This window comes from Desulfacinum infernum DSM 9756, from assembly GCF_900129305.1.
GTDB classification, from domain to species: Bacteria; Desulfobacterota; Syntrophobacteria; order Syntrophobacterales; family DSM-9756; genus Desulfacinum; species Desulfacinum infernum.
In genome coordinates this window covers 20,413-34,426 of the sequence record NZ_FQVB01000025.1, presented here as the reverse complement: position 1 = coordinate 34,426, position 14,014 = coordinate 20,413, and the positions used below count along the sequence as shown (strand labels likewise).

At 63.6% G+C, this 14,014-nt stretch carries 10 protein-coding genes; 4 read left to right on the top strand and 6 right to left on the bottom strand.

The window, feature by feature from the left end:
- Window positions 1-15 precede the first annotated feature (15 nt).
- The 4 genes from BUB04_RS18810 to BUB04_RS12585 all read right to left on the bottom strand — a co-directional run bounded on the left by BUB04_RS18810 (window position 16) and on the right by BUB04_RS12585 (window position 8,761).
- A complete protein-coding gene (locus tag BUB04_RS18810; RefSeq protein WP_178371984.1) occupies window positions 16-945 on the bottom strand; it encodes a DUF1269 domain-containing protein in 930 nt (309 codons plus the stop codon).
- A gap of 320 nt (window positions 946-1,265) precedes the next feature.
- On the bottom strand, window positions 1,266-3,803 hold the full coding sequence (locus BUB04_RS12595; RefSeq protein WP_073040047.1) for a response regulator: 2,538 nt from the start codon (window positions 3,801-3,803) through the stop codon (window positions 1,266-1,268).
- 450 nt (window positions 3,804-4,253) lie between these two features.
- A complete protein-coding gene (locus BUB04_RS20120; RefSeq protein ID WP_073040045.1) occupies window positions 4,254-7,937 on the bottom strand; it encodes a response regulator in 3,684 nt (1,227 codons plus the stop codon).
- Between the two features lie 8 nt (window positions 7,938-7,945).
- Window positions 7,946-8,761, bottom strand: a complete 816-nt coding sequence (locus tag BUB04_RS12585; RefSeq protein ID WP_073040042.1) for a CheR family methyltransferase — start codon at window positions 8,759-8,761, stop codon at window positions 7,946-7,948.
- A 177-nt stretch (window positions 8,762-8,938) separates the two neighbouring features.
- Between BUB04_RS12585 and BUB04_RS12580 the strand changes: the two genes are divergently transcribed.
- Together BUB04_RS12580 and BUB04_RS12575 are read left to right on the top strand one after the other, a co-directional pair.
- Window positions 8,939-9,388: a helix-turn-helix domain-containing protein gene (locus BUB04_RS12580; RefSeq protein WP_143156474.1), complete on the top strand. Its 450-nt coding sequence runs from the start codon at window positions 8,939-8,941 to the stop codon at window positions 9,386-9,388.
- An 849-nt stretch (window positions 9,389-10,237) separates the two neighbouring features.
- Window positions 10,238-11,095 (top strand): aldo/keto reductase, encoded by an 858-nt coding sequence (locus tag BUB04_RS12575; protein ID WP_073040038.1) that lies wholly within the window; start codon window positions 10,238-10,240, stop codon window positions 11,093-11,095.
- A 17-nt stretch (window positions 11,096-11,112) separates the two neighbouring features.
- Here BUB04_RS12575 and BUB04_RS12570 read toward each other — a convergent pair whose 3' ends face one another.
- The gene (locus BUB04_RS12570; protein ID WP_073040036.1) at window positions 11,113-11,475 is read right to left on the bottom strand and encodes a DVU0772 family protein; all 363 of its coding nucleotides are present in this window, start codon (window positions 11,473-11,475) and stop codon (window positions 11,113-11,115) included.
- A gap of 191 nt (window positions 11,476-11,666) precedes the next feature.
- Between BUB04_RS12570 and BUB04_RS12565 the strand changes: the two genes are divergently transcribed.
- Together BUB04_RS12565 and BUB04_RS12560 are read left to right on the top strand one after the other, a co-directional pair.
- Window positions 11,667-12,146 (top strand): hypothetical protein, encoded by a 480-nt coding sequence (locus BUB04_RS12565; RefSeq protein ID WP_073040033.1) that lies wholly within the window; start codon window positions 11,667-11,669, stop codon window positions 12,144-12,146.
- Between the two features lie 35 nt (window positions 12,147-12,181).
- On the top strand, window positions 12,182-13,042 hold the full coding sequence (locus BUB04_RS12560; protein ID WP_073040031.1) for an HDOD domain-containing protein: 861 nt from the start codon (window positions 12,182-12,184) through the stop codon (window positions 13,040-13,042).
- A 239-nt stretch (window positions 13,043-13,281) separates the two neighbouring features.
- Here BUB04_RS12560 and BUB04_RS12555 read toward each other — a convergent pair whose 3' ends face one another.
- On the bottom strand, window positions 13,282-14,004 hold the full coding sequence (locus BUB04_RS12555; protein WP_073040029.1) for a hypothetical protein: 723 nt from the start codon (window positions 14,002-14,004) through the stop codon (window positions 13,282-13,284).
- Window positions 14,005-14,014: the final 10 nt, after the last annotated feature.

Genomic DNA, 14,014 nt, shown 5'->3' with positions numbered 1-14,014 from the left:
GAACACACCGGACGCTCACTCGCCCGCCGAGTCGCGATTTCCACCATCCTCTTTCCCCTCCAAGGCTTCTCGAAGCCGTTCCTCGCCCCGCTTGCTCAGCGACGTGACCAGCACCTTCACCCCGACCCCTTTCAGCTCCTCCAGGACGGGCCCGATCCTCACCTCCTTGGCCAGCACCAGCAAGGCCCAGGTGTCGGGAAGCACCGTGCAGGCCAGCTCCTTTATGAAATCGTCCTCCAGCCCCGCATGCCGCAGGGAAAATTCCTCTTCCCCCGCAACGGCACCCGCCGCCGCTCCGATGGCGGCCCCCAGAACCGGGTGCAGCAGGAGGGAGCCCAGGAGAAATCCGGCCACGCCGCCCGCGGCGGCCTCCCGCACGCTCACATGGTGCACGTGCCGAACTTCCAGCACACCCGAAGAATCTCGACGGAGCACCGCCAGAGCCTCCAGTTCCAGAGCCTTCTCCCGGTGCAGGTGCATGAGGCGGTCCCGCAGTTCCTTGACCGCCTTTTCCGACGAAGCGCCGGCCACGAAGAGATGGCTTTCGTGGGTCCGTTCCCACAGGGACCGTGCCAGCTTGTGGGCCAACCACCGGCGGAAGTGGGGTGCTTCGGGGCTCCTCTTGCCCAGCGAATCCACCCGGTGGATGCTGTCGTCGGTGACGTCCAGCGCCAGGTAGACGTCGATCTCCTCCCCGATCTTTTCGATGAGCTTCTTGCCCCCATAGCCGATAACAATCCAAGGGGCGGGGAAATCCTCGAAAAGAGACCGGAACGTCTGGGTGGTCCCGATGGCGAAATCGGCGTTGCCGACGCCCGGAATCCAGCCGGGCTCCGTGAGGGGGTCCGACGACAAGTGCTCATTATGATGCTTGAGCAACGCTTCATAGCAAGGAGAGATTCGGAGCCCGAGTTCCTTCCGAAATCGCTTGGCCAAGTCCGTCATCCCGATTCCTTCCTTTCTAACGGTCATGGAGAGGCGCCGTCCCCCATGGATGAAAGAGCGAACCAATAAACCCCCATCACGGGGATCCCGTGACAACGAAGGACGAAACGAACCTTTGGGAAGCCCCTGTAGGGGCGAATGATTATTCGCCTCTACAGGCCGCGCGCACGAACGGAACAAGGTCGCGTTTCATGCAAAACGGAGCGATTTCTCCATGAGACTGCTCCATCCCCCAAGGGATGAGCGGGCGGGGATAAACCCCGCCCCTACCCAAGGCGGCAATGCGTTCTTGAAACGGCGGAGGCAAAGCCCGTCCCGACTTATCGGCCATCCCGCTCCAGCGCGCGTCGAAGCGCTTCCGTCAGCTTGTTCACGGTGAAAGGTTTTCCGAGAACGGCGTGAATGCCCGCCCGCTTGAGGCGCTCTTCGTCCACCCGGTCTCCGAATCCGGTCATGAGCACCACCGGAAGGTCCCCACGGATCGACAAGGCCTTTTCGGTCAAGGCCAGCCCGGTCATGCCCGGCATGGTGAGGTCGGTGAGCAGGACATCGCAGCAGCCCGGATCTTCCCGCAGGCGCTGCAAGACTTCTTCGGGAGATCCGACCGCGTCCACCCGGTAGCCGAACCGCGAAAGCATGGTCCTGACCATCTGCACCAACGCCGGTTCGTCGTCCACCACCATCACCCGTTCCTGCCCCCTCAACACGGCCCGTTTCGGATCGGATCGAACCTCTGCGGGCGGCACCTCCACCCGGGGAAGATAGATCCGGAAGACGGCACCCCGCCCGGGTGCACTCTCCACCTCGATGCACCCGCCAGCGCTGCGAACGATGCCGTGGACCACGGCGAGTCCCAGGCCGGTTCCTTCGCCCACCGGCTTGGTGGTGAAGTAGGGATCGAAGATCCGCTCCAGAATCTCCGGCAGCATGCCTTCCCCCGTGTCCTGCACGGTGAGTTTCACGTAAGGCCCGGGGGCCACATGGGGAGCGTCTCGCGATGGAGGGGCGCTAGGGGTCGTCTCCAGGCGCACCGTGAGAACTCCGCCCGTGTCCCGCATGGCGTAGGCGGCATTGGTGCCCAGGTTCATGAGTATCTGATGGATCTCGCCGGGATCGGCCCGCACCAGGACGTCCTCATCGCACAGATCCTTTCGAATCTCGATGGTGCTGGGCAGGCTTGCCCGCAGAAACTTGAGGGTCTCCTTGAGGATGGGGCCGATCGCCACCGGTTCCCGTTCCGCCGGCCGGGATCGACTGAAGGTGAGGATCTGGCGCACCACGTCCCGAGCCCTTTTGCCGGAATGGATCACCTCCTCCAGGCACTCCCGCACCGGATGCCGGTCCGGCAGGTCCATGAGCCCCAGTTCGGCGTAACCGATGATGGCCGAGAGAATGTTGTTGAAGTCATGGGCCACGCCGCCCGCCAGCGTCCCCAGGGCTTCCATCTTCTGGGCCTGACGCAGTTGGTCCTCCAACCGTCTGCGCTCCAGCTCCTCACGGTGGCGGTGGACGGCCAGAGCGAAAAGGTCCCCCAACCAGCCGGCCACCCGAAGCTCCCGGTCGGTGTAGTCGCGGGGAGGGTTGGCCAGCATGAGTTGGCCGATGACATCTCCGTTCAAGGAGATGGGAACCGAAAGAAAGCGCCGGACGTCCACGTGTCCTTGGGGCAGCCCCTTCCACAGGGGATGCCCGGGCGGATCGTTAGTACAAAAAGGCTCGCCGGTGTTGAGCCCGTGGCCGCACAGTGCCTCATAATCCCCGCCGGGGCCCAAACGGCACACGGTGAGGTCGCCTCCGCTCCACAGCCGGCACCGCTCCAGCACGTTCTCGGTGGCATAGACCTGGTCCTGTTCCCGGGTATGGGGATTCACGGTGACGATCATGCCCAGTTCGCTTTCAGTCAGATCCCGCGCCGCCCGAACCACCTTCCGGCCCACCGTCTCCGGATCCTTTTCCGCCACCAGCGTCCGGGCCAGGTCGGCCAGATCGCGGTTCACGGACACCTCCCACCGGATGAGCCTCTCCGCCTCCTTCATCTGGGACGCGTCCAGGATGATGCCCTCCACCGCCGTCAGCCGGCCGTCCCGGCCCGTTATCCCTTGGAAGCGGTTGTGCACCCACCGGTAATCTCCGGACTTCGCCTTCATCCGGCAGAAAACCTCGCCGGGAACCCTGGCTCCCAAAGCCCTGTTGGACAGTTCCACGAACAGCGGGCGATCGTCGGGATGGATCAGCCGAAACACCTCCAGCGCCTCCCAGCCCTGAACCTTTTCGGGCTCGTAGCCCAACAAATCCAGACATCCCCGACTCACAAAGACCAGCCGGTAGGCGCCGTCCGTCCCCACCTGCCAGCGGTAGGCCGCTCCGGACAGGTTGTCCATGATTCCTTGGAGCCGCCTTTCACTTTCCCGGAGCTCGCGGGTGCGATCCACCAACTGGTCTTCCACCGTAGCCATGTCGCGAAGAAGGGCGTCCTCGGCCCTCTTGAGGCGCAGCGCCACCCGGACCTGGGCCACCAGCTCCGCCTGCTCCACGGGCTTGGTGAGAAAAGCGTCGGCTCCGCATTCCAGACCGCGCACCTTGTCCCGAGTCTCGGTCATGACGGCCGTGAGCATGACCACCGGGATCCGTGCCGTGGCCCGGTCTTCCTTGAGGCGTCGGCAGACTTCGTAACCGTCCATTCCCGGCATGAAGACGTCCAAGAGGATCACGTCCGGCAGATGGTCCCTGGCCAGATCGATGGCCTGCCGGCCCGAAGAGGCCGTCAGCACCTGGCCGTCGGGCAGGTGGGTGTTGAGGATCGCCTGAAGGCTCACCAGATTGTCCGGCTCATCGTCCACAATGAGGATTCTGGCCATGGAAAGCGACACCTCCTGAGAAGAAACCCAAAGAGCCGTCCATCGGACACCGAACAGTCATGGCTCCCCTCGCGCCACCTCGCATGGATGAAAGAGCGGGCCGGAGCAAGGGCATTTGTCGGAACGCCGCAATATGCCATTCTCTATGAGTCACTGCGCGCCCAGTGCATTGCCGGGCACCCTCATTGCGGCCTTCGCAGTTCCTACAACCAAAAAGATTTGCGTCTATTCGCGTTCATTCGCGGTTCTCTTTCACATTAACGGAGCGATTCTCTTGCCCTGTTCTTCTTAGCTCCGCGCGATGAGCGGGCGGGGATAAACCCCGCCCCTACTTCACGGGTCCACCAGGTGTGGTACCGGCGGGCTTTGTGCCCGCCCGCCGGAACCTCGCGATGTGGAAAAATCGTCCCATGAGGAGATAGCCACCCCGGAATGTCGTACCGGGACGTGTCAGCGCGGTTCTTGGTCGGCCCGGTCGATCCACTTGCGGACGGTGGCCAAAAGATCCTCGACCCGGAACGGCTTGGACAGGTGGTCGTCGCACCCGGCCTCTTCGCATCGGTTCCGGTCTCCCGCCATGGCGTGGGCCGTCACGGCGATGAGCGGGATGTGCCGGGTGGTCGGATCGGCCTTGGCCCGGCGGGCCACTTCAAGGCCGTCCATCTCCGGAAGCGACACGTCCAGCAGCACCAGATCCGGACGCCAACGGCCGATGAGCTCCAGCCCCTCCCGGCCGTTGTCGGCATCGCGCACCTCGTAGTGGTCGTCCAGGATGGCGTGAAGGAGAACGCGGTTGTCAGGATTGTCTTCCACCACCAGGATCCGCGGGCGGGCGCCGGGGGGCGCAGGGTGCTGCGAGGGCCTCTCTTTGTCCATGGCCCCTGCCTTCTTCGGCAACCCACCAGAAAGCATGGCTCGAATCTTTTCCAACAGCTCCATTCGGTTCACGTCCCCCTTGTGAACCAGCTGGAAGATGTGGTTGCTGGCAAGCCGTTCCCTATCCCGGGCCGTAAGCTCCTTGGCCGTCAGCACCAGGACGGGCACATGGTCCATGTCGCTCCGCTGCCGGATCTTTTCCAGCACCGTCAGCCCGTCCACGTCGGGCATCATGAGATCCAGCAGGATGCCGTCGGGCCGGATGCGGTCCACATAATCCAGGGCCTCCGCCCCCGTGCGGGCCACATCGGGGCGGTAGCCCGCACTTTCCAGGATGGAACGAATCTGCAGGATGGCCGCCTCGTTGTCTTCCACCACCAGCAGCCGTTTCCCGGCGGGATCAAAGTCCCGCTTCCGGCTTTCCAGGATCCGGCGGACCTGGCTGAGCAGGCGATCCCGGTTGACAGGTTTTCCCACAAATCCATCCGCGCCCAGCAGCCGGGCGGTTCCGTCGTCCCGCGCCGCGGACATGAGCACGACGGGAACTCCCTTCCATTCCGGCGCCTTTCTCAGACGGCGCAGGGCCTCGTAGCCGTCCATTCCGGGAAGGACCACATCCATGAGGACGGCGGCGGGCACCCGGCGGGCACATTCCTCCAAAGCCTCCTGGGCCGATCCGCACCCGCGCACGGAATAGCCCGCCTCCTCCAGCCATCTGCAGATCTCTTGACGAACCTCTTCCTCGTCCTCCACCACCAGGATCACGGGACGCTCTCCGCCGTTGATCTTCAGGAAGGAAGCGGGAGCCATCACGCGCCCCTCTCCCTGCCAGGCCACAGGAAGCCGCAGAGTGAACACCGACCCTTCCCCGGGGCGGCTTTCGGCGGAAAGGTCTCCGCCCAGAAGTTCCGCCAGGCGCCGGGCGATGGCCAGCCCCAACCCCGTTCCCTCGTAGCGACGCGACGCCCCTCCGTCCACCTGCCGGAACTTGTCGAAGATGTGGGGGAGGTCCTCGGCGGCGATGCCGATGCCCGTGTCCCGAACCGTCACCACCACTTGGGCGTCGTCCCGGCGCGCTCCGACCTCCACATGGCCCGACTCGGTGAATTTCACGGCATTGCCCACCAGGTTCTGGAGGATCTGGTAGAGCCGCTTGCCGTCCGTTTCCAGCGCGGGCAGATCCCCGGAAAGGGCCGTCTTCACCGTCAGCCCCTTCTTGTCCGCCAGCGGTCGGATGTTTTCCACCACCGTATTGACCAAGGAAGACAGGGAGACGACCTCGGGATAGACGTCCATGTTCCCCGATTCCACCTTGGAAAGATCCAGGATGTCGTTGATGAGATCCAAAAGAATCCGGCCGTTGCGCTCGATGATGTGCAGGAATCCCCGGTGCTCCTCCGAAAGCTCGGTGCCCAGGCGGTTGTCCAGCACACGGGACAGGGCCAGGATGGAGTTGAGCGGGGTCCGCAATTCGTGACTCATGTTGGAAAGGAACTCGTCCTTCAGCCGGTTGGCCTCATTGAGCTGGCGCTGCTGCTGCTCCAGCTCCACGTTTTGTTCCCGCAATTCTTCCGCCTGAAGCCTCAGCTCCTCGGCCTGCTCCATCAGCTCCTCCGATTGGGTCTGAAGCTCTTCCGCCTGGACTACCAGCTCCTCCTTTTGGTTCCGGAGTTCTTCGTTGCGGGCGGAAAGAGTGTCCGTAAGATGCCGGATCTCCTGAACCGCCAGCAGTCGCGAACAGGCCGTATCGAAGGCGTGCCGCATGTCGTCCAGCAAGGCCCGCGTTTCCTCGGCGAAAGGCACCGTGCGGGCCAGGGAAAAGACGAGATGGACCCGGCCGTTGCCGGAAACCGGCACCGTCAGCAGCTCCCGGGGCACCATGTCCCCGGCCACCGCCTTGTAGACGAACCGGGTATCGGGGGACAGGTCCGTCACGTGCACCACGGCGCGGGAAGTGACGGCTCGGCCGATCTCGCCTTCTCCGGACTCGGCGTCGAAGGCTCCCAGGCGTTCTCCATCCATGCCCAGCCAGGACCGGGGCAGGAAACGCCCGGTGTCGGCATCCCGCACGTAGCAGGCTCCCGCATGGGCGCCGGTCACGCCCAAGAGCCGCTCCAGCACCGAACCGGCGAACTGTTCCAGGTCCACGGCCGCCACCATGGTTTCCTGGAGGGCGGCCATGTGTGCTTGCCGCCGCATGCGGCTGTTCAAGGAATCCACCACCTGGTTGAGGGAGAGGGCCAGGACACCCAGCTCATCGGGACGGTCCGCCTCACAGCGCGCCGAAAGATCCCCCTCCCGCAGACGACCGGTCACCCGGACCATGGCCTCCACGGGCCGTGCGATCCGGCGGGCCAACACGAACCCCGCTCCCAAGAGAAAGAGGATGCTCACCGCCGTCACGGCCAGCATGCGGGACCGAAACGCCTCCAGGGGACCGTCGATCCCGGCCGCGTCCGCCAGGGTGAAAAGCGTCCAGCCGGTGCCCGCGACGGGCGATTCCATCACATAGTAGGCCGCTCCTGCCACGTCCCGGCGTTTTGCCAGGGATCCGGGCACAATCGCCCCGTCATCGGCCCAGACCGGAAGACGCACGGGAAGCCCCTCCGCCAGGTCGTAGAACCGTTCCCCCATCCGCACAAAGGAAACCAGTCCCGGGGCCGAAGTCTTCCGGGTTCCGGGAACATCGAGTCGGGAGACAAACCCCGGGCGGACCGTGGCCACCAGCACCGCGGAAGGGGTTTTTTCCGCGGAACCCTGCACGGGAACCGAGGCATCCAGGTGCAGGACGTCTCCCAGACCGTTCTGATGCCAGGCACCAATCACGGGGCCTTGCGCCTTCAGGGGCTCGATCACACACGGATCACCGGACAGGTCCCGGCCCAGGCGTTTCGGGTTGGACGACACGGACACCAATCCGCTTGCCACATCCACCAGAAAGAGGTCTTCCACGGCGGGAAGGGTTCGGGCGTTCAGGGAAAGAAGGTGGGCGGCCATGCCCGAATTTTGAGACTGGATCAACAGGGGGTCGTCGGCCAGAGCCGACAGGGAAGACGACAGGGTGTGCACCCATCGATCCAGGGAGGCCGACCGATGGAAGTGGCCGTCGGCCACTCGCTCCAGCGCCTGCGCTCGGTACCGGCTGCCGTAAGAGTGAAACCAGACGGCGCCCAAGGCCAAGACCGGTATCACCCCCATCACCGCCAGCCAAAAGGCCACCCGGATTTTCATGCTTCGGAATTGAAAGAGGAAATTCATGACGCCTCCTAGACGACTTTCATGTAGATGGGGCACCACGTGGTGAAACGCAGGAAATATCTGGAGAAGGGGCTGGGAACGGTCTCCACTTCCCCCAGCACGAGAAGGCCTCCGGGCATGAGCGCCCGATGGAGCTTGGCCGCGATCTTTTCCTGTGCCTCTTTTTCGTAATAGATAAGCACGTTTCGACACGACACCAGGTCGAAGTCGCCGAAGACCGCCTCGGAAGGCACCAGCCGGTGCTCATCGCACAGGTCGTGCACGGCGAAGGTGACGCGCCGCCGCACACGCTCTCCCACCCGATAGCCACCCTCCACCGCTTCGAAATATTTTTTCAAAGTCCCCAGGCGCACGTTGAGGACGCAGCCCTCGTCGTAAAAGGCTTTTCTGGCGGCATCCAGGGCCTTGACGTCCAAGTCCGTACCCAGAACGAGACATTCCATGTCCGCATGTTCCATCAGCATCATGGCCAGCGAGTAGGCCTCCTCTCCCGTGGCGCACCCGGCGGACCAGGCCCGAAACAGGCGTTCCCCGCGCCGCACCTTTTCATGTACCACGCCCGGAAGGATCCGTTCCGCCAACAGTTCGAAAACCCAGGGATCGCGAAAGAAGGAAGTGACGTTGATGGTGAGCGCATCCAGCAGGGCGTCCACCTCTTCCGGATGAGACGTCACGTGGGACACGTAGTCGCCCAGGTCTTGAAACCCCAGCTTTTCGGCACGACTCCGGCAACGCCTTTCGAAGGCCGACGACCGGTAGCCGCTGAAATCCAGACCGCGCCGGTCTCTCAGAAGCTCCACGAGCCTGGCGCATTGTGTGTTCATTCTTCCCCGCCTCACCAGCCCCCGTCACCATCCACGGACCGGGCCGATTGGATGTGCACTAAGTATTTTCTTATAGTGAATATGGATGGTAAAAGGAAGACTTGGGGGAAGGAATTCCTGGTGCGAGATCCAAGATGCCCCAAGGGTTAGAAACCAACCCAAACGGCAGGGGGGACCATGGCTCGAATGACGGTCAAAGCGGCGGCAAAAGCCCTGGGCGTTTCCTGTGAGGTTCTGGAAGATTACCTGGCCCGGACCGGAAAGCTGGAAGAAATCCGGCGGGGACGGCGCGTCTTCATCCCCGCCGAAGAGGTTCGGGCCCTCATGGAACGCCACCGGCGCCCCGAAAACGAGGCACAAGAGGAAGACGCCGCCCCACCCGAAGCCGCTTCCCCACCGCCTTCGCCCTCCCAACCATCCGCCGCCGCCACCCAACAGGACGCCTCCCTGGCGGAGGAGCTGGGCCGCCTTCGGTACCAGGCCTCCCTCCTGGAACGGGTTCGGGCCGAGCTGGCGGAAAAGGACGCCCTCCTGATGGAAAAGGAAGCGCGGATCGCCCGGCTGGAAACCGAACTGGAGTTTCTCAAGAGGCCGTGGTGGCGCCGGGTGTTTCGAAGCCTGGCCTGAAGGAACCCGTCCGTGTCGGGTTATGGCGGATTTATGGCGGAATTGTGGCGCGATCAAGGCCGCCGTGGCGGCATTCAGGGATAAAGGCGGGAAGGCCGGTGGGCATGGAAACGGCGGAAAGGCCCGTGGGTCGGGCGATCACACATTTTTTTCCTGGGTGGCACATCGATTGCTTATGCATAGGGGGCAAGAGAAACCAACTCTTTCCTCCTCGAGAAGGCCGAACGGTACAGCCCCACCGTTTGGCCTTTTCCTTTTTGTGCGGCAATCAGGGAAAAGATTCATCGGCGCCTGTTCGCGTTCACGCGCGGTTCCGCTTCACATGGGTCCCAAGAGACTGTCCGAAAGCGCCAATGATGACCGCTATTCCCGTAGCGCCGCCCTGTAGGGCTGCGGAAGAACCCCCGGACGTCGGTTGGGCAGTCGCGGACTTGCTGCCACTTCCTGGCTTCACCATGGCCCCTTCCGCTGAAGCCCCGCGGCTACGATGAGAAGGGGGTTCCCGGCCTTCTAAGCCGGAAAAACATTCCACAGGCTGTAGAAGGCTGTTCGAGAACTCCGCAAACCGTCACTCCCGCGCAAGCGAGAGTCCGTAGGTTCCCGGAAATCCTGGATCCCCGCTCCCCGTTCAAGCCGGGGACAAGCTTCGCGGGGATGACGGATGGAGACAAAACGAGGCAAAGAACCCATTCTCAGACAGGCTCGTAGGAGGCTGCCCGAGAATGTTGGTTTCCTGGGAGCGCGAGCGTCTCGCCCGCTTCTCGCGCGGGCCGGAGGCCCGCGCTCCCAGGGGAAAGGGCTTTCGGACACATTGTCAGACAGCCTCCTAACGCGGAATGGAGACCTTGAATGGAAGAAGTGACCCCGTTGGGCACCGTTCCTTTCCGGCCGGACGGCCCCCGCGTCACGCGGGTCGGCCTGGGCGGCGAGGGCATCCTGCGCACTTCCGGGCGCTCGCTCGAGGCCGTGGAGGTGATCGAGGCGGCCCTGTCGGAAGGAATCACCTATTTTGACAGCGCCCCCGCCTACGCTCAGTGCGAAGACTACCACGGCCGGGTGTGGCCCCGGCATCCCGAAGCACGCGCCCGCGTGGTAGTGGCCGGGAAATCGGCCAGCCGGGACCGGGAAGGCGCCCTGCGCGACTTGCACCGCAGCCTCCAGCGGATGGGCACGGACCGTCTGGACCTCTGGCAGATCCACGACCTGCGCACCCGGGAAGATCTGAGCGCCATCGAAGCGCCGGGGGGCGCTCTGGAGGCCTTCGTGGAGGCACGGTCCTCAGGGAAGGTGGGAGCCATCGGTGTCACGGGCCACCACGATCCCCGGGTCCTTACTCACGCCGTGGTGCACTGGCCGGTGGACGCCGTGCTCCTTCCCGTCAATCCCGTGGAAGCGGTCTTGGGCGGCTTTCTGGATGTCACCCTGGAGGCGGCCCGGGAGAAGGGCCTGGCCATCCTGGGCATGAAGGTCTTGGGAGGCGGGGAATATCTATCCCCCGGAGCCGGGGTCACGGCGGAGGTCCTGATCCGTTTCGCACTGTCCCAGCCCATTTCCCTTGCCGTGGTGGGCTGCGGAAATCCCCGGGAAGTCCGGACCCTGGCGTCCTGTGTGAGGGACCACCGCCCCATGACCCCCGACGAACAGGAGGCGCTCCTCGACGTCTTCCGCCCCTACGCCCGGAAGCTCGCCTTCTACCGAGGCCGTTAGCTCCCGCGCAGGGGAAATCACGCCCCCAGTTGCTCCTTGAGCCACGCCCGGATGGGATCCGTGATGGCATAAACCCCCACACCCGGTTTCCTTCCGGCCTCCGAAACCGCCCGGCGGATCAGATCCGGAGGTACCGGCACCTTGGCGATTTCGTCCATGCCCTGGGAATCGCGGCGAACCAGGGTCACCTGCGGGGGCTCTTCCCAATCGTAAATGACGAAATAGAGGGATTCCTGACCGGGCACGGTGGCGGCCTCGCCCTTGCGGGACCAGCCGGTACCCCACTCGAGATAAGTCTCCACGGCCTTTTCCGGTGTCATATCCCAGTCGATGTTGTCCACCAGATCCCGCCTTTCCTTCAATTGCTCCAGATCGAACATGTGGCGACTCCCTTCACGCCCACCCCTTCGGTGGTTCGAAGCCCGTGGCCGGCTGGCCGAAAAGTTTAGACAAATCCCCGAATGGCTTTAAGATAACCAGGGATACGGTGGGCGCAATCGGGCAGGCCCTTCAGAATTTTCTCATGTATCGAAGCAAATCGGCCGAAAAGATCAGGGGAGAGTGCTGATCGATGGAAATTTTTGCATCCTATTACGGATCGGTCCTTCTGGACCCGTCGCGAAACAAGGAACTGGTGCCGTTCATTCGGTTTCTCCGTCAGACGGCCCAGTCCCTGGATGAATCCGATTCCCTTCAGGTGGTGGATTTTGAAGAGCATTCCGGCAAATTCCGCATCGACATGGAGGGAGTGCTCGATTCCCAGACCCACAAGAAGGTGGTAGCGGTCCTCCAGGCCCTGGGCCGTTTCGCCAAAGGCGTGGGCAGCTTCACCGTGGAGCAGGACGACCGCTCCTATACCATCTGGATCGGCACCGAACACGATGTGCGGCGCACCAAGGTGGGCATCTATCTCCAGGCGGCCGTGCAGCTTCTGAAGAAAGCGAGAGATCTGGCGGATTCCCCCCAAGATGTGCAGAAAATCATCGAAGACCTGGAAGCACTGGAAGAAGCCCAGTATGGTAAGGGATTCAGTCTTCTGCCGCCGCTGTAGGGGTTGTGCTTCGGTGGAGGGAGTTTGACAAACCCATGCCTGCTCTGATCACCAAACCCGCATTGGATGATTTACTGAGAGCCGTGGACACGCTTCCCCCCTTTCCCAAGGTGGTCACGCGCGTCATCCCCATGCTGCGCCAGATGGCTCCGCTGGAAAAGATCGAGGCCGTCATCAAATACGACCAGGCCATCACCGCCCGGGTGCTGGCCATCGCCCGCTCCCCCTTCTATGCCCGGCGGTACAAGATCCGGTCCCTGCGCGACGCCATCATCGTGCTGGGACAGCGCCAACTGGTCCAGATCCTGCTCATGGCCTGCTCCGCCCACTACTTCAAGGGCCGCAACCGCGCCTATGACCTGAGGGAAGGGGAACTTTGGGCCCATTCCGTGGCCGTGGCCATCGCCTCGGAGATCATCGCCGAGGACCTGGGACGGCACCGCGTGCTCGCCATCTACACGGCCGGACTGCTCCACGACATCGGCAAGACGCTCCTGGACCGCCAGGTGCCGGACTACTTCGATTCCATCTTCCTTCTGGTCCAGGAGCGCAGGATTTCCTTTCTCGAGGCGGAAAAGGAGGTTATCGGCATCAACCACCAGGATCTGGGAGCCATCGTGGCTCACCGCTGGCATTTCCCGCCCGAAGTCCAGACGGGCATCCGTCACCATCACGATCCCCTCAAAGCCAAACATCACAAGGACGTGGCCGCCATTATCTACGTGGCCAACCGGCTGGCAAACAGCATCGGCGTCGGTGCCAGCGCCGGAGATTTTCTGCAGCCCGACTCGGACGATGTGATCCGAAGACTCGGCATCACGCCCGCCATGTTGGACACCTACCTTGTGAAGATCATCGAGGCCATGGAAGACGCCCGGAGCTTCCTCACCGCCTGATCCGTGGTCCGTGAGGGGTGATGAGATGTCCGCAAGCTCAGGAGGATAGCAGGTGACGGGGCGGGGAAATCCTGTTCTTTTCGTAGCCGCGGGGCTTCAGCCCCGCGGGAGAAGCCCCTTGTACCCTATGATGTGAAAGGATATACCCGATGGCCCATCCGACTCCCGGCACCCTTCCCCAGCCTGGAAGGGCTGCGCTACGGGAAAAACGGTCGTCCATAAAGTTTTCGCACCAGCCCTTAGAAAAGGAGCCGGCGGTGTCCCCGGCCGTCCACGATCACCAGGTCGCCGGTGGGACCGATCTGGGCGGGCCGCAGCCTGGCGAGCCAGCGAAAGAGCGGCGGGATCCGCTCCCACGCCCCGTCGCCCGCGGCCGCGGCGGAAAGATCCCAAAGGGCACGGCACGTCTCGGCCAGATAACGCGCCGTTTCTTCCACCCACGCCTCCCCTCGCGCATCGTCACCGGGAAAAAGGATGTGGCCCGGCCCCTCCTTCACCCGGGGAGCAAATTTCTCCCGGCCGCGAAAGCGGACAACACAGGCCCCCTTTTCGGCATCGAATCGCGACAGAACCCCTTCCTGACTTTCGCTCTTTAAGGCTTCCAGCGCCTCCTGCGGCCAGGGGTCCTCCCCCTCCCCCACCAGGCGTCCCCAGCAATCGACAAGGACGCGACCGCCTTCCAGATGTTGGAGCAGGATCCGGGCGGCGTCTTCCCCGGGCCCCACGCCCACGGCAACACGGCCCTCCACCACCTCGCGCACACGCTGAAGGAAATCCGAAAGGCCCACGCCCGTCATCCACCACCCGCCGGGAACGGCATGGATTTTCCTCGCATCCGAAAGCACCACCTGCCGGAGGGCGGCCGTCCGCCCCGGCTCTTCTCGCAGCTCCAGGATGCGCCGCTTGTTGTCCGCCGCCAGCACCACACATCGGGACAGGGTCAACACGCAGTAGAAGCTCATGGCCGATCCA

Coding starts and splice junctions, on each gene's coding strand:
- BUB04_RS12575 (WP_073040038.1), top strand. CDS start 10,238: ATGGAAGAAGTGACCCCGTTGGGCACCGTTCCTTTCCGGCCGGACGGC.
- BUB04_RS12560 (WP_073040031.1), top strand. CDS start 12,182: ATGCCTGCTCTGATCACCAAACCCGCATTGGATGATTTACTGAGAGCC.
- BUB04_RS20120 (WP_073040045.1), bottom strand. CDS start 7,937: ATGAATTTCCTCTTTCAATTCCGAAGCATGAAAATCCGGGTGGCCTTT.
- BUB04_RS12585 (WP_073040042.1), bottom strand. CDS start 8,761: ATGAACACACAATGCGCCAGGCTCGTGGAGCTTCTGAGAGACCGGCGC.
- BUB04_RS12595 (WP_073040047.1), bottom strand. CDS start 3,803: ATGGCCAGAATCCTCATTGTGGACGATGAGCCGGACAATCTGGTGAGC.
- BUB04_RS12580 (WP_143156474.1), top strand. CDS start 8,939: ATGGCTCGAATGACGGTCAAAGCGGCGGCAAAAGCCCTGGGCGTTTCC.
- BUB04_RS12565 (WP_073040033.1), top strand. CDS start 11,667: ATGGAAATTTTTGCATCCTATTACGGATCGGTCCTTCTGGACCCGTCG.
- BUB04_RS12570 (WP_073040036.1), bottom strand. CDS start 11,475: ATGTTCGATCTGGAGCAATTGAAGGAAAGGCGGGATCTGGTGGACAAC.
- BUB04_RS12555 (WP_073040029.1), bottom strand. CDS start 14,004: ATGAGCTTCTACTGCGTGTTGACCCTGTCCCGATGTGTGGTGCTGGCG.
- BUB04_RS18810 (WP_178371984.1), bottom strand. CDS start 945: ATGACGGACTTGGCCAAGCGATTTCGGAAGGAACTCGGGCTCCGAATC.